Origin of the sequence: Spirilliplanes yamanashiensis (genome assembly GCF_016863475.1) — a bacterium.
In the GTDB taxonomy this organism is placed as follows: domain Bacteria; phylum Actinomycetota; class Actinomycetes; order Mycobacteriales; family Micromonosporaceae; genus Spirilliplanes; species Spirilliplanes yamanashiensis.
This window is the reverse complement of record NZ_BOOY01000030.1, coordinates 65,893-86,769: the sequence shown is the minus strand read 5'-3', so window position 1 is coordinate 86,769 and position 20,877 is coordinate 65,893. Positions and strand designations below refer to the sequence as shown.

The window sequence follows — 20,877 nt, the reverse complement described above, 5'->3', positions numbered from 1 at the left end:
GCCGGGTGCGACGGTGACGGGACGCTCGAAACAGGGGAGGGCCGATGACGGCACCGGCGGACGCGCGGCGTTCGGAGGACGGCAACTACTGGTGGGACGGCGCCGAGTGGCGCCAGCTCTCGGACGACGGCCACCACTACTGGGACGGCGCCCAGTGGCACCCGGCGGAGGACTCCGCCCCCGCCTCCTCGTCGTCGGCCGCCGTGTCCGGCGGCGGGCCGGTGTGCGAGCCGGTCAGCGTGCACCACTCGGTGAGTCTCGTGGCGCAGCCCACCGACACCAGCTGCTGGGCGGCCTCGATCGCCATGCTGGTCGGCGAGACCCCGCAGGCGGTCGTCGACCGGGTCGGCCTGGAGATCGACGGCAGCTACGGCTGGGACCAGATCGAGCCGGCCGCCCGGCAGTGGGGCCTCACCCCGCTCTACCCGGCCTGCGGCATGCCCGACCTGCTCGCCTCCTGGCTGTACCAGCACGGCCCGCTGTGGGTGGTGGAGATCGGCGCCCCGTACCACGCCGTGGTCGTGGGCGGCATCGAGGGCGACGGCACCGAGGACGGCACGTACGTCACGGTTTACAACCCGTGGCCGCCGAACGGCGGCGCCGTCGAGCAGGAGACGTTCCGCAAGTTCGAGTCCGACTTCGAGCTGGGCGCGGGCGCCAACGCGGCGCTGCTGCACCGCTGACCACGGGCGTGGGGCGGCCGCGACCCGGCCGCCCCCGCACGCTCAGCCGGGCTCGCCCGTGATGTAGCCCGCCAGGGCGGTCCGCTCGTTCTCCAGCTCGCCCATCCGCCGCTTCACCACGTCGCCGATGCTCGCGATGCCGCCGAGGCGGCCGTCCACCAGCACCGGCAGGTGCCGGAACCGGCCCTCGGTCATCAGCCGCTCGACCTCGGCCAGGTCGGCGTCCGGGCCCACCGTGCGCACGTCCGTGGTGGCGATCGCCGACACCGGCTCCGTCAGCACGGCGGCGCCGCGCCGGGCCAGCGCCCGCACGATGTCGCGCTCGCTGACGATGCCCTGCACCGCCGCGCCGTCGCCGGACACCACCGCCGCTCCGATGCCGTGCTCGGCGAGCAGCGCCAGCAGCTGCTGCACCTGCGCCCCCGGGTCGATGGTGACCACCCGGTCGCCCTTGTCGCGCAGAACGTCACTGATCCGCATGAGAGCCTCCAGAAACTACGTCAGGGGTACGAGAACGTTGCCCAATCCGTGCCGGACCCTGACCTCGGTGCCGGCCCGGTACCGCAGCGTGTGGTCGCGGTCCGTGCTGATCAGCACCACCCCGATCCGGTGCCCCGCCCGGAACACATGATCGGTCGGCTGCAGGTCCCAGCTCACGGTGTACGCCTTCCCGGCCGTGATGGGAAGGCTCCGAGCGGCGGATACCCGGTTGCGCACGTCCAGCCAGCCCCGCGTGACGATCTCGTACGGCGTCTCGGCGGTCACGTACTCGCGCCGGGCGAAGCACCCCGGGTCGCCCGGCGCCGACGGCCCCACGCAGTCCTGCCCGGGCACCGTGCGCACGCCCGCGTACCGCTGCGCCGGCCCGTAGTCGACCAGCAGCGCCGTCAGGTACGGCGACCGCCCGTCCAGGCTCGCCCGCAGCGTCACCCGCGGCGTCCCGGACAGCCGGCGCTCCCGCCCCAGCGGCGGCGTCAGGTACGCCAGCCGGTTCGTTCCGTCACCCGGCGCGGCCAGCTGCGCGGCGGTCTGCGCCGGGTCGTCGACGAACCCGGCCTGCGTGCCGAGCCCGCCGGGCAGCGGCGACAGCCCGCCCGGGGTCAGGAACAGCGGCCTCGTCCGCGCCTCCGGCACCGGCCAGGTGCGGTGCGTCGTCCAGGTGCCCGGCGCGGTCTCCACGTCGGCCGCCGGCTCGGCCATGATGCCGTTCGGCACCCGGTGCAGCCAGAAGTCGAACCAGCGGTGCAGCGTGCGCAGCCACTCGGCGCGCCGCACCGTGAACGGGTCGGTGTGCGCGCCCTGGTGCAGCCAGATCTTCTTCGGCACCCGCAGCGCGTCCCACCACTGCCCGGCCTGCTTCGTCCGCACGTTGAAGTCGTGCAGCCCGTGCACCACGAACACGCTGGCCCGCACCCGGTGCGCGGCGCGGGTGTAGTCCCGCTCCGCCCAGAACGCGCTGTAGTCACCCGTCTCGCGGTCCTGGTCGCGGCGCAGCGCGTCCATCGCGGCCGCGCACACCTCCGGGTTCCGCCGGGTCAGCACCGCCTCGGCCAGCACGTCGGTGTCCTCGCCCTGGTAGCCGCCCGGCGCCACCACCCCGCCGTTGGCCCGGTAGTAGTCGTACCAGCTGGAGATCGCTGCGATCGGCACGATCGTCTCCAGCCCCGGCACGCCCGTCGCGGCCACCGCGTTGGGCAGCGTCCCGTTGTACGACACCCCGATCATGCCGACCTTCCCGGTCGACCACCCGGCCGCCACGGCCGCCCCGGCGGCGTCCGCGCCGGGCGCCCGCCCGTTCAGCCAGTCCACGACCGCCTTCATCCCGAGCGTCTCGTTGCGCGCCCCCGAACTGGGACACCCCTCCGACCCGCCGCTGCCGATCCCGTCGGCGAACACCACCGCGTAGCCGCGCGGCACGAAATAGTTGTCCAGGTAGCCGGAGAAGAAGATCTCCTCCTGCGCCCGCGCGGTCCCCGCCGACCGGCGGGCGGCGTCGTCGCGGTCGATGTCGTCGTGGTTCGGCACGTCGTTCAGGCCGGCGTAGTACGGGCTCGGCTGGAAGATCACCGGCACCCGCAGCCCGTCCAGCGTCTCCCTGGGCCGGATCACCCGCACCTCGACCCGGTCGCCGCGGCCGTCGCCGTCGCTGTCGGTGGCGCTGGTGACCCACAGCCGCTCGCGGACCGCCTGGGTGTAGTCGAAGACGGGCTCGGTGACCCCGTCGCGCACCACGACGGCGGGCGCCTCGGGCTTCGGTGGTGCGGCGGTCGCCGGCGGTGCGGCGGCGGCGACGAGCGCCACGGCGGTGACCAGCGGGATCCAGGTACGCATGGGGTGGGCGCCTCCTGACGCAGCGTGCACGGTCCCGTCAGCCTATTGGGGTCCGTCGATGCGTTTCAACGGCCGGGCGGCACTGTCAGGCACGCGACCCATGGCGCCGCCGCGGTGGTCACCCCGCCGGCCGGGTCAGCCGGCCACCCGGGCGATCGACCCCGCCGGCGGCTCCGGCACCGCGTCCGGGTGCAGGATCGCCGCGATCGCCTCCACCCCGTCCACCAGCCGCGGCCCCGGCCGCACCACCAGGCCGTCGCCGTCGATCGCCCACACCTGCGCCCCCGGGAACCGCGGCGCCACCGCCCGCGCCTGCTCCGCCGCCCCGTCCAGGTGGAACCCGCACGGCGTCACCAGCACCACGTCCGGCCGGGCGCCGGCCAGGACCTCCCACGACGTCTCCACCGACCGCTGCCCGGCCCGCGCCGCCACCGGCTCGCCGCCCGCCGCCGTCACCAGGTCCGGCACCCAGTGCCCCGCCGTGAACGGCGGCTCCACCCACTCGACGATCGCCACCCGCGGCCGCGGCCGGCCGGCCACCGCCGCGGAGACCGCCGCGAGCCGCTCCCGCAAGCTTTCCACCAGGGCTTCGGCCCGCTCGGGTACGCCGGCCCGCGCCCCCACGGTCAGGATCGTGGCGAGCACGTCGTCCAGGCTGTACGGGTCGAGCGTCAGCACGTCGGCGCGGCAGCCGAGGAGGTCGAGGGCGTCCTCGACGTGGTCCGACGGCAGCGCGCACACCCGGCACAGGTCCTGGGTGAGAATGAGGTCGGGTGCCAGCCCGGCGAGCGCCCCCGCGTGCAGCGTGTACAGGTCGGCGCGCGCCGCCATCTGCTCCTTGACGTACGCGTCGATCTCCCCGGGCGTCATGCCCGACGTGTCCCGCCCGCCCACGACGACGGTCTTCTCGGCCCGCGCGGACGGCGGCTCGTCGCACTCGAACGTGACGCCGACGAGGTCGTCGCCGAGGCCGAGGGCGTAGACGATCTCGGTGGCGGAGGGCAGCAGCGAAACCAGGCGCATACCCCCATCCTGCCCGGCGCGTCTAGCCGTTCTCGGCCGGCTCGTACCCGAAGTCGCCGGTCGGGGCCAGGGCGAGCAGCCGGCTCAGGACGGGTTCGGTGTTCGTGCCCCACATCTTCGAGACCACCCAGGTCCGCTCGCCGTCGTGCAGGGGCGCGTCGAGGAACCACCGGCCGAGGCGCTTGACGGAGCCCGGGTAGGTGTGGAGGAAGGCCGAGACCAGCTGATCTCCGCTCAGGATGCCCTCGACGGGCAGGAAGCGCGACCGCGGCACCGCCGTGGCGAGTTCCGCGGCGGTGACGCCGGCCTGATGGAGTCCGGTGATCATGGCGAGCACGGCGTGGCGTTTGCGGAGCGGGCCGGTCTGACCGTGGGGCGTGGTGATCAGGTACGGGGTCCAGTCGCGGCCGTCGGTGGTCGCCTCCCGCGCCTGGGTCTGCTTACGGCGGATCTGGACCGTCAGCTCGCCCGCCTCCGGCAGCGGGATGATCTGCTGCACGTCGAGCAGCAGGCGCTCGCCCACCTTGTACGGCGTCAGCTTGACGCACCGGATGTCCAGGCCGTAGACGTCGGCGAGCCACAGCACGGTCGTCGTGATCTCCCGGTCGAACCCGGCCGAGACGAGCACGACGCGCACCTCGCGGCTCAGCACCGCGTCCTCGCCGCCCGCGTCCTCCAGGAATTCGGCCAGCCGCGTGCGGGCGTCGTCGACAGCGTCCGGTTCCACCTGGGCCAGGTAGTGCTGATGGTGCTCGACGAGGTCGTCGAAGGTCATCACCGAGACCATGGCGGCGTACCGCAGTGCCTGCAACTCCACATGGCCGCCGTCGGTGGTCCGCTTGAGTTCGATGACGACGAGACGGCCGTCCCGGTCGACGCCGAGCAGGTCGATCCGGCGTCTCGCGTCGGTGAACGCCCCGAACTCCTCGGCGACGACCAGGACGTCGTCGACGATCATGTCGATCCGCGCCCGCAGGAGTCGTTGCAGGTCGGCGCGTTCGAGCACCTGCTCGGCGGCGAAGGTGGTCGACGGGACGGGCACCAGCACATCGGAGGTCATCTCGAACAGCGGCATGACGCCAGTCTGGCGGGCCCCGGCGTGTCACACGCGGGCGGGCCGTCTCGTCTCCGGGGCAGGTGCCGGTGTGCGGATGAGGACGGTGGCGGGATGCGGGTGTTCGTGGCGGGTGGGTCCGGGGTGCTGGGGCAGCGGCTGGTGCCGCGGCTGGTGGCGCGCGGTCATCAGGTGACCGCGACCACCACGACGGCGGCGAAGCTGGGGCTGCTGGAGCGGCTCGGCGCGGAGCCCGTCGTCATGGACGGGCTGGACGCGGCGGCGGTCGGGGAGGCGGTGGCGGCGGCCCGGCCGGAGGTGATCGTGAACCAGATGACCGCGTTGTCGCCGGCGCACGCGGGCCGGCCGAACCCGCGGCGGCCCGAGCGGTTCTTCGCCCGGACCAACCGGTTGCGCGGCGAGGGCGTCGACCACCTGCTGGCCGCGGCGGAGGCGACCGGGGTCGCCCACGTCGTGGTGCAGGGCCACGCCAGCATGAACGGGCGGCGCAGCGGCGGGTGGGTCAAGACGGAGGAGGACCCGCTGGAGGAACTGGCGGGCACGACCGCGATCAACCGCATGGAACGGGTGGTGGTCGCGGCGGGCGGGGCGGTGCTGCGCTACGGCGGGTTCTACGGGCCCGGCGCCCACGACGACCAGGTCGACCTGGTGCGCCGGCGGCTGCTGCCGCTGATCGGGGACGGCGCCGGGCACGTGTCGTGGGTGCACGTCGACGACGCGGCGGCGGCCACGGTGCTGGCGGTGGAGCAGAAGGCGGCGGGCGTGTTCAACATCGTCGACGACGAGCCGGCGCCCGTTCGCGAGTGGCTGCCGTACCTTGCGGAGTGTGTGGGGGCGAAGCCGCCGCGGCGGGTGCCCGCGTGGCTGGCGCGGCTGGTGGCCGGTGAGATGGCGGTGGGCATGATGACTCAGGGGCGCGGATTCTCCAACGCGAAGGCCAAGCGGGAGCTGGGCTGGGTGCTGCGGTACCCGTCCTGGCGGCAGGGCTTCCGGGACGAGCTGGGATGACCCGCACGGAGGAGTTCGAGGCGCTGCGGCCGCTGCTGTTCTCGATCGCGTACCGGCTCCTCGGCAGCGTGGCCGAGGCGGAGGACGCCGTGCAGGACACGTGGCTGCGGTACGAGTCGACGCCGACCCGCCCGGCGTCGGCCAAGGCGTTCCTGTCCGCGGTGGTCACCCGCCTGTCGATCGACGTGCTGCGCTCGGCGCGCCACCGCCGGGAGGCGTACGTGGGGCAGTGGCTGCCCGAGCCGCTGCTCACGGACCCCTACGCCGACCCGGCGCGGTCGGCGGAGCTGGCCGACTCGGTGTCGATGGCGGCGCTGCTGCTGCTGGAACGCCTCAGTCCGCTGGAGCGGGCGGTGTTCGTGCTGCGGGAGGTGTTCGGGTTCGGGTTCGCCGACGTGGCGGCGGCCGTCGGCCGGTCCGAGGTGGCGTGCCGGCAGCTCGCCGTCCGCGCCCGCCGGCACATGGACGCCGGTCGCCCCCGCTTCGCGGCGGACCGCCGGGAGCGCGAGGAGCTGGCCGCGCGGTTCTTCGACGCCCTGCGCGACGGCGACGTCGAAGGCCTGCGGGAGCTGCTGGCCGCCGACGTGCAGATGGTCGGCGACGGCGGCGGCAAGGCGCCCGCGTTCGCGCGCGCCGTGACCGGCGCGGACCGGGTGGCCCGCGTGCTCGCCGGCTTCGCCCCGGCGATCGGCCGGATCGGCGCCACGGTGCGGCGGCACGAGATGAACGGCCAGCCCGGCGCCGTCCTGCACGACCGGGACGGCCGCGTCGGCGGCACGATCACCCTCGACGTGCTCGACGGCCGGGTCCAGAGCGTCCGCTGGGTGGTCAACCCCGACAAGCTCGGGCACGTGGGCCCGGTGGCGGACCCGTGGGCTCTGGCCCGCGAGCTGAAGGCGGCCCGCCGGCCCGGCGCCTGACCCGGCCCGGGGCGTCAGGCGTGCTGGCGCCGCACCATCTCGGCGATCCAGACCGGCGCGTACGGCGACGTGCAGCCGGGCGGCGTCGGGTAGTCCTTGAGCACTCCCAGGCGTTCGCCGATCGCGACGGCGCGGGCGCGGTGCTCCGGGTGGTCGATGCCGATCTGCGCCAGGCAGTGGTTCATCGCCCACTGCAGCCGGTCGGGCGCGCCCTTCATCTCGGCCTCGACGACGTCGAGCAGCCCCGGCAGGTCCAGCCCGCCGGGCTTCTTCGCCACCCTATCCGTGGTCAGCGCCCACCCGGCGCTCGCCACCACCGGGTCCGCGTCGGCGGACCAGGCCACCCGCAGGTCCTCGGCGTGCGGGCTCTTCTTCACCACGTAGTTGACGAGCCAGTCGTGCACCTTGGGGACGCGGGCGTCGCGCAGCATGGCGTCCAGCTCGTCGCGCCCGAACGCCTTGGGCCGGCAGATCAGCAGCGCCAGCAGCCGCGCCGCGGTGTCCGCCGTCGCCCACAGCTCGCGGGCCAGGTCCTGCTGCGTCTTCAGCCGCTTGGCGACCGCGCGCAGCTTGCCGAGGTTGACTCCGTGGTCGTCGCCGTGGCGCAGGTTGACCTCCCGCGCCTTCGGATCCTCCAGCGCGGCCAGCTCGGCCATCACCTCGGCCACCGTCGCCTCAGCCACCCCGGCCCTCCCGCCCCTCGTGTGTGCGGTCAGCCTACGAGCCGCCTCCGACAGATCAGCCGCTGACGCGGTCGAAGAACGCCGACTTGCGCTGCTCGTAGCCGGGCGCCGGGTCCAGCTTCAGCGCGTTGTACTGCGCCAGCAGCGCGGGGTCGGCCCGCAGCGCGCGCCACGTCGTGGTGAACCGCACGTCGTGCGCCGACCCGGCCGGGGTGGCCGCCAGCCCGGCCGGCAGCGCCGCCGGCACGGCGAAGGTGGCCAGGGTCGGCTGCCAGATCTCCGGCAGCACCACCGGGTACAGGGTCCGCAGCACCGCCACCGCCGCCGCGAAGTCCGCCGGGCCGACGCGCAGGTGCAGGTCGACGTCGCCCTTCGTCAGGGCGCCCGGCACCGAGCATCCGCCGGTCAGCAGCAGCTCGTGCGGCGGCAGCAGCGGGGCCAGCCGGGCGCGTTCGGCGGCCAGGACGGCCTCGGCCGCCGCGCGCAGCCCGTCGGCGGGCACCAGGCGTGGCCCGTCAGCGGGCACCGGCCGCCTCCGCGATGGCGGCGACCACGGCCGGGCCGTGGGTGAGCGACGGGTCGTTGTGGTCGGCGCCGGGCAGCTCCACGACCGTCACCGGGCCGGCGGCGCGGTCGGCGACCTCGCGGCTCTGCGCGGCCGGCACGACGGTGTCGGCCGTGCCGTAGACGACGGTGACGGGCACGTCCAGCGTGGCGATGCGGCCGGCGACGTCGAAGCGGTCGCGCAGCAGCAGGCCGACCGGCAGCCACGGGTAGTGCTCGCGGCCCGCCGCCGCCAGCGACGCGAACGGCGAGCGCAGCACCAGCGCGGCCGGGCGGTGCGCGGCGGCCAGCTCCGTCACCACCGCCGCGCCGAGGCTCTCGCCGGCGTAGACGATGCGCTCCGGCGGGAACCCCGCCGCCGTCAGGTGGGCCAGGCCGGCGCGGGCGTCGCGGGCCAGGCCCGCCTCGGTGGGGGAGCCGGGGTTGCCGCCGTAGCCGCGGTAGCCCAGCACCAGCACGGTGAGGCCCTCGGCGGCCAGGGCGTCGGCGAGGACGCGGCGGTCGGCGCGGTGGCCCGCGTTGCCGTGGGCGAACAGCACCGCCACCCGGCGGTCCGGCCCGGCCGGGCGCACCAGCAGGGCGGCCAGGCGCAGGCCGTCGGAGGTCGTCAGCGCGACGTCGGCGGCCGTGTCGGCCGGCGCGGCGCGGTCCGGGAGGTAGACGAGCCGGCGCTGGCCGGACCACGCCGCCACCAGCACCAGGGCCACGACGATCACGACGGCGAGCAGCACCCGCACAGTCTGGCGCACCGGCACCCTGCCAGGCTAAGCGCTTGCCTTGACGCCGGTGGCAGGGCCTACCGTGGGCGGCGCACCACGGAGGAGGGGCCCGGATGCTGATCGGGGAACTGGCCGGGCGGGCCGGCACGAGCGCCCGCACCCTGCGCTACTACGAGGCGCAGGGGCTGCTGCACGCCGAGCGGGACGCCAACGGCTACCGCCGCTACGCCGAGGAGGAGCTGCGCGTCGTGCGGGAGATCCGCACCCGGCTCGACGCGGGGTTCCCGCTGGCCGACGTGCGGCCGTTCGTGGCCTGCCTGCGGGCCGGCAACGACGCGGGGCACGTGTGCCCGGACGCGGCGGCGGTGCTGCGCCGCCGGCTCGCCGAGGTGGACGGCCTGCTGACCGAGCTGGGCGCGGTGCGCAACCGGCTGGCCGAGCAGCTGGCCTGCGGGGCGGGCCCGTGCTGACCGCCGTCACCGACGCCACCTTCGCCGCGGTGGTGCTCGCGAACCCGAAGCCGGTCGCGGTGGACTTCTGGGCCGAGTGGTGCCCGTCGTGCCCGCGGATGACCCGGGCGCTGGAGGGCCTGGCCGCCGAGGCGGGCGACGACCTGGTCGTGGTCACCCTGAACGTGGACGAGAACCCGCAGGCGACCCGGGCGTACCGGGTGCTGTCGCTGCCCAGCGTGCTGCTGTTCCGCTCGGGCGAGGTCACCGCCACGGTGGTGGGGGCGAAGCCGCCGTCGGCGCTGCGGCGGCTGCTGCTGGGCGAGCCGGAGCCGTACGCGAACCGGTAGCGGCGGGCATAGGCTGACGGCACGCCGATCGGAAGGATGTGCCGTGCGAGCCGTCGTCCTGGAGTCGTTGCGCCCCATCGAGGAGAACCCCGTCGCCCTGCGCGAGGTGGACACACCGTCGCCCGGGCCGGGCCAGGTCCTCGTGAAGATCAGCTCGTGCGGCGTGTGCCGCTCCAACCTGCACATGATCGAGGGGGACTGGGCGCCCGCCGTCCCGTCGAAGCTGCCGATCATCCCCGGCCACGAGGTGGTCGGGGCGGTCACCGAGGTCGGCGCGGGCGTCGACTGGCTGGCCGTGGGCGACCGGGTCGGCGTCCAGCCGCTGTACGACACGTGCGGGCGCTGCGCGTACTGCGTGTCCGGCCGCGAGCAGCTGTGCCAGGCGAAGGAGATCACCGGCGAGAGCGTCGACGGCGGGTACGCCGAGTACCTGCTGGCCGCCGCCGCGCACACCTACCGGCTGCCCGACGGGCTGTCCGACGTGGACGCCGCGCCACTGTTCTGCCCGGGCATCACCGCGTACGGCAGCCTCAGCAAGGCCCGGCTGTCGCCCGGCGCGTCCGTGGCGGTGTTCGGGGTGGGCGGCGTCGGGCACCTGGTGCTGCAGATGGCCGGGCTGTGGGGCGCCGACGTGATCGCCGTGACCCGCGGCCGCAACCACCAGGAGCTGGCCGAGGAGCTGGGCGCCACCGTCGTCGACGGCACCGCCGAGCCGGGCGCCGCCCTGGCCCGCCGCGGCGGCGTCGACGCGGCCATCGTGTTCGCCCCGTCCAGCGCCGTGCTCGGCGAGGCGATCCGCGCCACCAAGCCCGGCGGCATCGTCGTGGTGGGCGCCGAGGCCGAGATCGGGCCGCTGCCGTTCGCCGACGAGAAGACCGTCGTCGGGTCGGTGCTGGGCACCCGCGAGCAGATGCGCGAGGTGCTGCGGCTCGCCGCCGCCGGCAAGGTCCGGGCGCACTGCGAGCGGTTCGCCCTGGACGAGGCGACCGAGGCGCTCACCCGGCTCAAGCAGGGCCGCATCCGCGCCCGGGCGGTCCTCGTCCCGTGACGGACCGGCAGGCGCTGGTGGTGGGCGCCTCCAGCGACATCGGCCGGGCCGTCGCCGTCGAGCTGGCCGGGCTGGGCTACGCGCTCAGCCTGTGGGGCCGCGACCCGGCCCGGCTGGCGGCCACCGCCCGGGCCGCCGGCGGGGCGGTGGACGTGGTGGACCTGGCCGCGAGCGGCACCCTGCCCGCCGCCGTCGCCCAGGTCGCGGACCGCGGCCCACTGGCCGCCGTCGTCTACGCGGCCGGGCTGTTCGACTGGGCGCCCGCCGACGCCGCCGACGCCGCCAAGCACGGCCTGGCCGGGCTGTCCCGCGCCACGTTCCTCGACGTGCGCGACCGCGGCGTCAAGGTCAGCCTCGTGTCGCCCGGGCTGGTCGCCGCCGGCGCCGGCCTGGCCGCGCCCGCCGCCCGCCACCCCGAACGGCTGCTGGCCCCGGCCGACGTGGCCGCCGCGGTGCGGTTCGTCGTCACGTTCCCGGCCCGCGGCTGCCCGACGGAGATCCGCCTCCAGCCCCAGCACAGCCCGGACTGACCCGGCCTCACGGCGGCCGGGCGGCCGTGGTGAGCCCGATGTCACGGTGTCGCCACCGGCGCGCGTCCGCAACGGTAACGACCGGCCCGCAGGGTACGGGGCATGACCGCCACGCTGACGCCGCCGCCCGTTGCCGAGCGCGCCCCCGGGCGCCACATCACCCACTGGGACCCCGAGGACGAGACGTTCTGGCGGGTGACGGGACGGCGCGTCGCCCGCCGCAACCTCGTCTGGTCGATCCTCGTCGAGCACTTCGGGTTCTCGATCTGGCTGCTGTGGAGCGCCGTGGCGGTCAGCCTGCCCGCGGCCGGGTTCGCGTTCACCGTCGACCAGCTGTTCTGGCTGGTGGCCGTGCCGAACCTGGTGGGGGCGGTGATGCGGCTGCCGTACACGGCGGCGGTGGCCCGGTTCGGCGGGCGCACCTGGACCACCGTGTCGTCGGCGCTGCTGCTGATCCCGATCGGGTTGATGACGGCGTGCGTGCTGAACCCTGCGACGCCGTACTGGATGTTCCTGGTCGCCGCGACCACGGCGGGCCTCGGCGGCGGCAACTTCGCCTCGTCGATGGCGAACATTTCGTACTTCTACCCGGAGCGGCACAAGGGGGTCGCGCTGGGCGTGAACGCCGCCGGCGGCAACCTCGGCGTGGCCGTGGTGCAGTTCGCGGTGCCGCTGGTCATCGTGGCGGGGGCCGGGCTGCACCTGGAGTACGCGCCGCTGCTGTGGCTGCTGCCCGTCGTGGCGGCCACGGTGGGTGCCTGGCTGTTCATGGACAACCTCGCCGTCACCCGGGCGCCCGTGCGGGAGCAGGCGGTCGTGCTGCGCAACCGGCACACCTGGGTCATGTCGTTCCTCTACATCGGCACGTTCGGCAGCTTCATCGGGTACTCGGCGGCGCTGCCGCTGCTCGTCAAGGGCGAGTTCCCGGCGGTGGCGGGCGCGCTGTGGGCGGCGCTCGGCCCGCTGGTCGGCTCGGCGGCGCGGCCGGTGGGCGGCTGGCTGGCGGACCGGTTCGGCGGCGCCCGGGTCACCGCGCTGACGTTCGTCGCGATGGGCGCCGGCGTCGGCGCGGTGCTGCTGAGCCTGCGCGCCGGCAGCTTCGCGCCGTTCCTGGCCGGGTTCCTGCTGCTGTTCGTCGCCAGCGGCGTCGGCAACGGCTCGACGTACCGGATGATCCCGGCGATCTTCCGCGGCCGGCCGAAGGGGCGCACCGAGGCGGCGGCCGTCATCGGCATCGCCGCAGCGGTCGGCGCGCTCGGCGGCTTCCTCATCCCGCGCGGGTTCGGCATGTCGATCGCGGCCACCGGCGGCATCGACGCGGCCCTGTGGGTGTTCCTCGCCGGCTACGCGGTCTGCCTCGCGGTGACGTGGGCGTGCTACCTGCGCCGGGTGCCGGCCGGGGCGATCTGAGCGTCACCGTGGCCGGACGTCGGTTGTGATGCGTGATTTGCAGACCCGAAACACAGCGAGACGGGAAAGGAAACGGCTGGTGGAGAGCCTGTCCGGCATGACGACGGCGGACACCCACTGCCCGTACTGCGCGCTGCAGTGCGCGATGCGGCTGTCCGCGGGCGACCCGGTGACCGTGTCCGGCCGGGACTTCGTGGTCAACGGCGGCGGCCTGTGCCAGAAGGGCTGGACGTCGGCGGAGCTGCTGGCGCACCCCGACCGGCTGACCGCGCCGCTGGTGCGCCAGGCGGGCGTGCTGCGCCGCGCCACCTGGGACGAGGCGCTCGACCGGGTGGTGGCGGGGGTGCGCGACGTGCAGCGCGCGCACGGCCGGGACGCGGTCGCCGTGTTCGGCGGCGGCGGGCTCACCAACGAGAAGGCGTACGCGCTGGGCCGGTTCGCCCGGGTCGCGCTGCGCACCGCCACGATCGACTACAACGGCCGGTTCTGCATGTCGTCGGCGGCCGCCGCCGGCAACCGGGCGTTCGGCGCCGACCGCGGCCTGCCGTTCCCGGTCACCGACATCCGCGACGCCGGGGCCGTGCTGCTGGTCGGCGCGAACCCGGCCGAGACGATGCCGCCGTTCCTGCGGCACCTGCCGGGCGAGCGGCTGATCACGGTGGACCCGCGGGTCACCGCGACCGCCCGGCACGGCGCCCTGCACCTGCAGCCCACGCCGGGCACCGACCTGGCGCTGGCGAACGGGCTGCTGCACCTGGCGATCACCGAGGGCCTGGTCGACGAGGCGTACGTGGCCGCGCGCACCACCGGCTTCGACGAGGTGCGCCGCACGGTCGCCCAGTGGTGGCCGGCCCGGGTGGAGCGGCTGACCGGGGTGCCCATCGCCGACCTGCTCGCCACCGTGCACCGGCTGGCCGCCGCGGACACGGCGATGGTGCTGACCGCCCGCGGCGCCGAGCAGCACGCCACCGGCACCGACACGGTCACCGCGTTCGTCAACCTGGCGCTCGCGCTGGGCCTGCCCGGCCGGCCCGGCTCCGGCTACGGCTGCCTCACCGGGCAGGGCAACGGCCAGGGCGGCCGCGAGCACGGCCAGAAGGCCGACCAGCTGCCCGGCTACCGCAGGCTCGACGACCCGGCCGCCCGCGCGCACGTGGCGGCGGTGTGGGGCGTCGACCCGGACGACCTGCCCGGCCCGGGCCCGTCGGCGTACGAGCTGCTCACCGCCGAGAAGATGCGCGCGCTGCTGGTGTTCGGCTCCAACCCGGTGGTGTCGGCCCCGCGCGCCGCCGGCGTCGAGCGCCGCCTCGCGGGCCTGGACCTGCTCGTCGTCACGGACTTCGTGCTGTCGGAGACGGCGGCGCTGGCCGACGTGGTGCTGCCCGCCGCGCAGTGGGCCGAGGAGGACGGCACGATGACCAACCTGGAGGGCCGGGTCATCCGGCGCACCCGGCTGCGCCCGCCGCCGCCCGGCGTGCGCACCGACCTGGAGATCCTCGCCGCGCTGTCCGGCCGCCTCGGCGCGCCGGTCAGCGCCCGGCCGCGGGAGGTGTTCGACGAGCTGCGCCGCGCCTCGGCCGGCGGCACCGCCGACTACGCGGGCATCACCTACGAGCGGATCACCGCCGAGGGCGGGGTGTTCTGGCCGTGCCCGGCCGAGGACCACCCCGGCACCCCCCGGATGTTCCTGGAGAGGTTCGCCACCCCCGACGGCCGGGCCCGGTTCGTCGCCGTCGACCACCGCGGGCCCGCCGAGCAGCCGTGCGCCGACTACCCGCTGTACCTGACCACCGGGCGGGTGCTCACCCAGTACCAGTCGGGCGCGCAGACGCGCCGCATCGCCGGGCTGCCGGGCCGGGCGTTCGTCGAGCTGCACCCCGACCTGGCCGGCCGGCTCGGCATCGCCGACGGCGACGACGTGGCCGTCAGCACCCGCCGCGGCAGCGCCACCGCGCCCGCCCGGCTCAGCACCGCCATCCGCCCCGACACGGTGTTCATGCCGTTCCACTGGGGCGGCGCCGCGCGCGCCAACACGCTGACGAATCCGGCGCTCGACCCGGTGTCGCGGATGCCGGAGTTCAAGGTCTGCGCGGCCCGGGTGGCACTCGCATGAGGGTCGTGGTGGCCGGCTACGGCATGGCGGGCGCCCGCGTGGTCAGCGAGCTGCGCGCCCGCGGCGCGGACGTCACCGCCTTCGGCGCCGAGACGCACCGGCCGTACAACCGGGTCATGCTGTCCACGCTGCTGGCCGGCAAGGTCCGCGAGGACGACCTCACCCTGGCCGCCCCGCCGCCCGGCGCGGACCTGCGCCTCGGCGTGCCCGTCACCGCGCTCGACCTGGCCCGCCGGGTCGTGGTCACCCCCGAGGGCGAGCAGGCGTACGACGCGCTGGTGCTGGCCACCGGCGCCACCGCCGTGCTGCCCCCGATGGACGGCGTGCCCGCCGCCACCGCGCACGTGCTGCGCACCCTCGACGACTGCCGGGGCATCCTGGCCGCCGCCGGGGGCGCCCGCAGCGCCGTGGTGCTCGGCGGCGGCCTGCTCGGCCTGGAGGCCGCCCGCGGGCTGGCCGGGTGCGGGCTGGCCGTCACGGTCGTGCACGCCGGCGGGCACGTGATGGACCGCCAGCTCGACCCCGACGGCGGCCACGTCCTCGCCCGCACCCTGCGCGACCTCGGGGTGTGCGTGCGGGTGGGCGCCCGCGCCACCGCCTGGACCGGCGACCGGCTGCTGCTCGCCGACGGCACCGCCGTGCCGGGCGACCTGCTCGTGGTGGCGTGCGGCGCCCGCCCCGACACCGCGCTGGCCCGGGCCGCCGGGCTGGCCGTGCACCGCGGCGTGCTCGTCGACGACGGCCTGCGCACCAGCGACCCGCACGTCTACGCCGTCGGCGACTGCGCCGAGCACGACGGCACCGTGCACGGCCTCGTCGCCCCCGCCTGGGAGCAGGCGGCCGCCCTGGCCGACCGGCTCACCGGCGGCACCGCCCGCTACCGCGGCTCCCGGCTGGTCACCCGGCTCAAGGCCGGCGGCATCGACCTGGCCGCGATGGGCAGCGTCGCGCCCGACCCGGACGCCGAGGTGGTCACGTTCGCCGACCCGGCGCGGGGCACGTACGTGCGGCTGGTCATCCGCGGCGACCGCCTCGCCGGGGCGGTGCTGCTCGGCGACAACCCGTCCGTCGGCGCCGTCACCCAGCTCTACGACCGCGACGCGCCGGTGCCCGCCGACCGGCGGTCGCTGCTGTTCGGGCGGGCGTTCGGGGCGGAACCCGCCGCGCCGGCCGCGTCGCCCGCGTTCATGCCGGACCACGCCGTGGTGTGCCGGTGCAACTCGGTGCCGAAGGCCGCGATCACCGCGTGCTGGCGCTCCGGCGCGCGCAGCGTCGCCGACGTCGCCGCCGCCACCCGCGCCACCACCGGCTGCGGCGGCTGCGCCGACGCGGTCACCGGCATCGTCGACTGGCTGTCCACCGTGGAACCGGAGGTCACCGTATGAGGCTCGTCGTCATCGGCAACGGCATGGTCGGGCAGCGGTTCGTGGAGTCGCTCGCGGCCCGCGACACCGCCCGGCGCTTCACCGAGGTCACCGTGCTGGGGGAGGAGACCCGGCGGGCGTACGACCGGGTGCGGCTGTCGGCGTTCTTCGACGGCGTCAGCGCCGAGGAGCTGACCCTCGCCCCGCCCGGCGTGCCGGCCGGCACCACCATCCGGCTCGGCGAGCCCGCCACCGCCGTCGACCGCGAGGCGCGGGTGGTGCGCACCGCGGCGGGGGAGTACCCGTACGACGCGCTGGTGCTGGCCACCGGCTCGCGGGCGTTCGTGCCGCCGGTGCCCGGCACCGGCAGCCCGGGCGTGTTCGTCTACCGCACCCTCGACGACCTGGAGGCGCTGCGCGCGCACGCCGCCGGGCGCTCCGCCGGGATCGTCGTCGGCGGCGGGCTGCTCGGCCTGGAGGCGGCGAACGCGCTGCGCCTGCTCGGGCTGCGCACCGCCATCGTCGAGTTCGCGCCGCACCTCATGCCGATGCAGGTCGACGCGGCGGGCGGCGCGATCCTGCGCCGCCGCATCGAGGAGCTGGGCATCGACGTGCACACCGGGGCCGGGGTCACCGGCATCGCGCCGGACGGCGACCGGCTGGCCGTGGGCGCCGGCGAGCTGACCCTCGGCGCCGACCTGGTGGTGTTCGCCGCGGGCGTGCGCCCCCGCGACGAGCTGGCCCGCGCCGCCGGGCTGCCGGTGGCCGAGCGCGGCGGCATCCTCGTCGACGCGTCCTGCCGCACCGCCGACGAGCGCGTCTTCGCCATCGGCGAGTGCGCCGCCGTCGACGGCCGCTGCTACGGCCTGGTCGCCCCCGGCTACGCGATGGCCGACGTCGTCGCCGACCGGCTGCTCGGCGGGGACGCCACCTTCGGCGGCGCCGACATGTCCACCAAGCTCAAGCTGCTCGGCGTCGACGTCGCCAGCTTCGGCGCCACCACCGGCCCGCTCGACGTCGTCTACGCGGACCCCGCCCACGGCCTGTACGCCAAGCTGGTGCTCACCGACGACGCGCGCACCCTGCTCGGCGGCATCCTCGTCGGCGACGCCGCCGCCTACGGGGTGCTCAAGGCGGCCGTCGGCGGCCCGGTGCCCGGCAAGCTGGCCGACTTCCTGTCCGCGGGCGCGCCCGACGTGGCGCTGCCCGGCGACGCCCAGGTGTGCAGCTGCAACGCCGTCACCAAGGACCAGGTGCTCGGCGCGATCGGCGCCGGCTGCGCCGACGTGGGCTGCCTCAAGGCGTGCACCCGCGCCGGCACCACCTGCGGCTCCTGCGTGCCGCTGCTGAGGTCGCTGCTCACCGAGGCCGGGGTGGCGCAGTCCACGGCGCTGTGCGAGCACTTCGCGTACTCCCGGCAGGAGCTGTTCGACCTCATCCGGGTGCGCGGCATCGCCACCTTCTCGGCCCTGATCGGCGAGTACGGCACCGGCCGCGGCTGCGACGTCTGCAAGCCCGTCGTCGCCTCGATCCTGGCGTCGCTCGGCGGCGGGCACGTGCTCGACGGCGAGCAGGCCGCGCTGCAGGACACGAACGACCACTTCCTCGCCAACATCCAGCGCGACGGCACCTACTCGGTGGTGCCGCGCATCCCCGGCGGGGAGATCACCCCCGAGCGGCTCATCGTCATCGGCGAGGTGGCCCGCGACTTCGGCCTCTACACCAAGATCACCGGCGGGCAGCGGATCGACCTGTTCGGCGCCCGCGTCGAGCAGCTGCCCGCGATCTGGCGCCGGCTCGTCGACGCCGGGTTCGAGTCCGGCCACGCGTACGGCAAGGCGCTGCGCACCGTGAAGTCGTGCGTCGGCTCCACCTGGTGCCGGTACGGCGTGCAGGACTCCGTCGGCCTCGCCGTGGCCCTGGAGCTGCGCTATCGCGGCCTGCGCTCGCCGCACAAGCTCAAGAGCGCCGTCAGCGGCTGCGCCCGCGAGTGCGCCGAGGCGCGCAGCAAGGACTTCGGGGTCATCGCCACCGAGACCGGCTGGAACCTCTACGTCGGCGGCAACGGCGGGTTCCGTCCCCGGCACGCCGACCTGTTCGCCACCGACCTGTCCACCGAGGAGCTGGTGCGCACCATCGACCGGTTCCTCATGTTCTACATCCGCACCGCCGACCGGCTGCAGCGCACCGCCGCCTGGCTGGAGGCCCTCGACGGCGGCCTGGAGCACCTGCGCGCCGTCATCGTCGACGACAGCCTCGGCATCTGCGCCGAGCTGGACGCCGCGATGGACCGGCACGTGGGCGGCTACGCCGACGAGTGGCGGGCCGTGCTGGAGGACCCCGACAAGCTGCGCCGGTTCGTCTCGTTCGTCAACGAGCCGCAGACGCCCGACCCGTCCATCGCGTTCACGGTCGAACGCGAGCAGCGGGTGCCCGTCCCCCTCGGAATGCCGGAGGTCAGCGCATGACGACGACGATCACCTGGACGGCCGTGTGCCGCCTGGGCGACCTGCTGCCGGAGCGGGGCGCCGCCGCCCTGGTCGGCGGCGTGCAGGTCGCCGTGTTCCGCCTGCACGACGACCAGGTGCGGGCGGTCGGCAACCGCGACCCGCTGTGGGGCGCCAACGTCATGTCCCGCGGCATCGTCGGCACCCGCGGCGGCCGGGCCGTCGTCGTGTCGCCCATGCACAAGCAGGCGTACGACCTGGACACCGGCGCCTGCCTCGACGACCCGGCCGCCGCCCTGCCCGTGTACGCGGCGCGGGTGCGCGACGGCGTCGTGGAGGTGGTGGCCGGATGACGGCGGCGCTGCCGCTCACCGGATTCACCGTGGCGATCACCGCCGAGCGGCGGCGCGACGAGATGAGCGCGCTGCTGCAGCGCCGCGGCGCCCGCGTCGTCAGCGCCCCCGCCATCACCATCGTCCCGCTGCGCGACGACACCGCCCTGCAGGCCGCCACCGAGCTGTGCGTGGCGCTGACGCCCGACATCGTCGTCGCCACCACCGGCATCGGGTTCCGCGGCTGGCTGGAGGCCGCCGAGGGGTGGGGCGTCGGCGAGCAGCTGCGCGCCGGGCTGCAGCAGGCCCGGCTCATCGCCCGCGGCGCCAAGCCGTGCGGCGCGATCCGGGCCGCCGGGCTGAGCGAGCACTGGTCGGCGCCCACCGAGTCGTGCGAGGAGATCCTGCGCGAGCTGCTCGCCGAGGGCGTCGCCCGCAAGCGCATCGCGGTGCAGCTGCACGGCGGGCCGCAGGAGGAGTTCGTCGGGGCGCTGCGCGGCGCCGGGGCGGAGGTCGTCGAGGTGCCCGTGTACCGGTCGCAGGTGCCGGACGACGTCGCGCCGCTGCGCCGCCTCGTCGAGCAGATCCTCGCCGGCGGGGTGGACGCCGTCACGTTCACCAGCGCGCCCGCCGTCACCACCCTGCTGGAGGTGGCCGGGCGCGCCCCCGCCGAGCTGTTCGGCGCCCGCACGGTGGCCGCGTGCGTCGGCCCGGTCACCGCGGCGCCGCTGCTGGCTGCCGGGGTGCCCGCGCTGGTGCCCGACCGGGCCCGGCTCGGCGCGCTGGTCAAGGCGGTCACCGACGAGCTGCCGCGCCGCGCCCGCCGGTTGCGGGTCGCCGGGACCGACCTGGAGCTGCGGGGCCACGCCGTGCTCGTGGACGGCGAGCCGCGTACCCTCGCCCCCGCCTCGATGGCGACGCTGGCCGCGCTCGCCGACCGGCCCGGCGCGGTCATCTCCCGCGCGGCGCTCGTCGCGGCCCTGCCGCGCGGCGCCGACGGCCACGCCGTCGACATGGCGGTGGCCCGGCTGCGCGCCGCCCTGGGCTCGCCGCGCTACGTCGAGACCGTCATCAAGCGCGGCTACCGGCTGCGGGTCGACGCGTGACCGCCCTCGTGCTCGTCGCGCACGGCACCCGGTCGGCCGCCGGGCAGGCGCAGGTGCGCGCGGTGGCGTCCGCCGTGCGCCGCCGCGCGCCCGGCATCGACCTGCGGCTCGCCTACGCGGACGTGCAGGAACCGCACGTCCGCGAGGTCGCCGCCGCCCTCGACGGGCCCGCCGTGGTCGTGCCGCTGCTGCTCACCGCCGGCTACCACGTCCGCGTCGACATCGCCGGCGCCGTCGCCGGCCGCCCCGCCGTGGTCACCGCGCCGCTCGGGCGCGACCCGCGGCTGCTCGCCGAACTGGCCGCCCGGATCGCCGCCGCCGGCCCGGCCGACGCCGTCGTCCTGGCGGCCGCCGGGTCCAGCGACCCCCGCTCGATCGCCGAGGTCGCCGACGTCGCGCGGGCCCTGCCCGGCGACCCCGTCGTCGGGTACGCGGCCGGGCCGTCCCCGCGGGTGCCCGACGTCGTCGCCCGGCTGCGCGCCGCCGGCGCCGAACGGATCGTCGTCGGCGCGTACCTGCTGGTCGACGGCGTGTTCCACCGCGGCCTCGCGCGCGCCGGCGCCGACGCGGTCACCGCCCCGCTGGCCACCTCGCCCGTCGTCGCCGAGGCCGTCCTCGACCGCTGGCGGGCCGCCGCCGACGTGACAAGCGCAACCCCGGGGCCCGCCGACGTTTCACCCAGCGTGGCGTGGGCAATGCGTGCCGCGAGCCGCGCCTGATCC

Annotated in this window: 21 protein-coding genes; 14 read left to right on the top strand and 7 right to left on the bottom strand. The window is 76.0% G+C overall.

Annotated features, from left to right (window positions below; all coding sequences use genetic code 11):
- Positions 1 to 44: 44 nt before the first annotated feature.
- Positions 45 to 683 (top strand): papain-like cysteine protease family protein, encoded by a 639-nt coding sequence (locus Sya03_RS21290; protein ID WP_203940125.1) that lies wholly within the window; start codon positions 45 to 47, stop codon positions 681 to 683.
- A gap of 42 nt (positions 684 to 725) precedes the next feature.
- On the opposite strand, the gene Sya03_RS21285 is transcribed toward Sya03_RS21290, so the two are convergent.
- The 4 genes from Sya03_RS21285 to Sya03_RS21270 form a co-directional block, all read right to left on the bottom strand.
- Positions 726 to 1,163 (bottom strand): CBS domain-containing protein, encoded by a 438-nt coding sequence (locus Sya03_RS21285; RefSeq protein WP_203940124.1) that lies wholly within the window; start codon positions 1,161 to 1,163, stop codon positions 726 to 728.
- 15 nt (positions 1,164 to 1,178) lie between these two features.
- On the bottom strand, positions 1,179 to 3,014 hold the full coding sequence (locus Sya03_RS21280) for a Xaa-Pro dipeptidyl-peptidase (RefSeq protein ID WP_203940123.1): 1,836 nt from the start codon (positions 3,012 to 3,014) through the stop codon (positions 1,179 to 1,181).
- Between the two features lie 135 nt (positions 3,015 to 3,149).
- Positions 3,150 to 4,037, bottom strand: coding sequence for an ABC transporter substrate-binding protein (locus Sya03_RS21275; RefSeq protein ID WP_203940122.1), 888 nt, complete (start codon positions 4,035 to 4,037; stop codon positions 3,150 to 3,152).
- A 22-nt stretch (positions 4,038 to 4,059) separates the two neighbouring features.
- Entirely contained in the window at positions 4,060 to 5,112 is a 1,053-nt protein-coding gene (locus Sya03_RS21270) for a PDDEXK family nuclease (RefSeq protein WP_203940121.1), read from the bottom strand.
- Positions 5,113 to 5,205: 93 nt separating this feature from the next.
- Here Sya03_RS21270 and Sya03_RS21265 point away from each other — a divergent pair, with 93 nt between their 5' ends.
- Complete coding sequence (locus tag Sya03_RS21265; RefSeq protein ID WP_203940120.1) at positions 5,206 to 6,120, top strand: NAD-dependent epimerase/dehydratase family protein; 915 nt, start codon at positions 5,206 to 5,208, stop codon at positions 6,118 to 6,120.
- The gene (locus Sya03_RS21260) at positions 6,117 to 7,040 is read left to right on the top strand and encodes an RNA polymerase sigma-70 factor (protein WP_203940119.1); all 924 of its coding nucleotides are present in this window, start codon (positions 6,117 to 6,119) and stop codon (positions 7,038 to 7,040) included. Before Sya03_RS21265 ends, Sya03_RS21260 begins: the two co-directional genes overlap by 4 nt.
- 14 nt (positions 7,041 to 7,054) lie before the next feature.
- Here the strand turns inward: Sya03_RS21260 and Sya03_RS21255 are convergent, their stop codons facing one another.
- Genes Sya03_RS21255 through Sya03_RS21245 form a run of 3 tightly spaced genes read right to left on the bottom strand, consistent with a single transcriptional unit; the run spans position 7,055 to position 9,042 of the window.
- Positions 7,055 to 7,723: a DNA alkylation repair protein gene (locus tag Sya03_RS21255; protein ID WP_203940118.1), complete on the bottom strand. Its 669-nt coding sequence runs from the start codon at positions 7,721 to 7,723 to the stop codon at positions 7,055 to 7,057.
- Positions 7,724 to 7,778: 55 nt separating this feature from the next.
- On the bottom strand, positions 7,779 to 8,249 hold the full coding sequence (locus tag Sya03_RS21250) for a GrpB family protein (protein ID WP_203940117.1): 471 nt from the start codon (positions 8,247 to 8,249) through the stop codon (positions 7,779 to 7,781).
- Positions 8,239 to 9,042, bottom strand: coding sequence for an alpha/beta hydrolase (locus Sya03_RS21245; protein ID WP_239107732.1), 804 nt, complete (start codon positions 9,040 to 9,042; stop codon positions 8,239 to 8,241). Before Sya03_RS21245 ends, Sya03_RS21250 begins: the two co-directional genes overlap by 11 nt.
- Positions 9,043 to 9,119: 77 nt before the next feature.
- On the opposite strand from Sya03_RS21245, the gene Sya03_RS21240 reads away from it, so the two are divergent.
- The 11 genes from Sya03_RS21240 to Sya03_RS21190 all read left to right on the top strand — a co-directional run bounded on the left by Sya03_RS21240 (position 9,120) and on the right by Sya03_RS21190 (position 20,874).
- On the top strand, positions 9,120 to 9,476 hold the full coding sequence (locus Sya03_RS21240; protein ID WP_203940116.1) for a MerR family transcriptional regulator: 357 nt from the start codon (positions 9,120 to 9,122) through the stop codon (positions 9,474 to 9,476).
- Complete coding sequence (locus Sya03_RS21235) at positions 9,470 to 9,805, top strand: thioredoxin family protein (protein ID WP_275411466.1); 336 nt, start codon at positions 9,470 to 9,472, stop codon at positions 9,803 to 9,805. The genes Sya03_RS21240 and Sya03_RS21235 overlap by 7 nt, the downstream gene beginning before the upstream one ends.
- A 43-nt stretch (positions 9,806 to 9,848) precedes the next feature.
- Entirely contained in the window at positions 9,849 to 10,853 is a 1,005-nt protein-coding gene (locus Sya03_RS21230) for an alcohol dehydrogenase catalytic domain-containing protein (protein ID WP_203940115.1), read from the top strand.
- On the top strand, positions 10,850 to 11,383 hold the full coding sequence (locus tag Sya03_RS21225; RefSeq protein ID WP_203940114.1) for an SDR family NAD(P)-dependent oxidoreductase: 534 nt from the start codon (positions 10,850 to 10,852) through the stop codon (positions 11,381 to 11,383). The genes Sya03_RS21230 and Sya03_RS21225 overlap by 4 nt, the downstream gene beginning before the upstream one ends.
- Before the next feature lie 102 nt (positions 11,384 to 11,485).
- Positions 11,486 to 12,793, top strand: coding sequence for an MFS transporter (locus Sya03_RS21220; protein WP_203940113.1), 1,308 nt, complete (start codon positions 11,486 to 11,488; stop codon positions 12,791 to 12,793).
- A 97-nt stretch (positions 12,794 to 12,890) separates the two neighbouring features.
- Entirely contained in the window at positions 12,891 to 14,906 is a 2,016-nt protein-coding gene (locus Sya03_RS21215; protein ID WP_203940228.1) for a molybdopterin oxidoreductase family protein, read from the top strand.
- The gene (locus Sya03_RS21210; protein ID WP_203940112.1) at positions 14,903 to 16,291 is read left to right on the top strand and encodes an FAD-dependent oxidoreductase; all 1,389 of its coding nucleotides are present in this window, start codon (positions 14,903 to 14,905) and stop codon (positions 16,289 to 16,291) included. The genes Sya03_RS21215 and Sya03_RS21210 overlap by 4 nt, the downstream gene beginning before the upstream one ends.
- Positions 16,288 to 18,738: a nitrite reductase large subunit NirB gene (gene nirB / locus Sya03_RS21205; protein ID WP_203940111.1), complete on the top strand. Its 2,451-nt coding sequence runs from the start codon at positions 16,288 to 16,290 to the stop codon at positions 18,736 to 18,738. Before Sya03_RS21210 ends, nirB begins: the two co-directional genes overlap by 4 nt.
- The gene (gene nirD / locus Sya03_RS21200; protein WP_203940110.1) at positions 18,735 to 19,070 is read left to right on the top strand and encodes a nitrite reductase small subunit NirD; all 336 of its coding nucleotides are present in this window, start codon (positions 18,735 to 18,737) and stop codon (positions 19,068 to 19,070) included. Before nirB ends, nirD begins: the two co-directional genes overlap by 4 nt.
- Positions 19,067 to 20,155 carry a uroporphyrinogen-III synthase gene (locus Sya03_RS21195; RefSeq protein ID WP_203940109.1) on the top strand — a complete coding sequence of 363 codons (1,089 nt, stop codon included), beginning with the start codon at positions 19,067 to 19,069 and terminating at the stop codon, positions 20,153 to 20,155. Before nirD ends, Sya03_RS21195 begins: the two co-directional genes overlap by 4 nt.
- A complete protein-coding gene (locus Sya03_RS21190; RefSeq protein ID WP_203940108.1) occupies positions 20,152 to 20,874 on the top strand; it encodes a sirohydrochlorin chelatase in 723 nt (240 codons plus the stop codon). Before Sya03_RS21195 ends, Sya03_RS21190 begins: the two co-directional genes overlap by 4 nt.
- Positions 20,875 to 20,877: the final 3 nt, after the last annotated feature.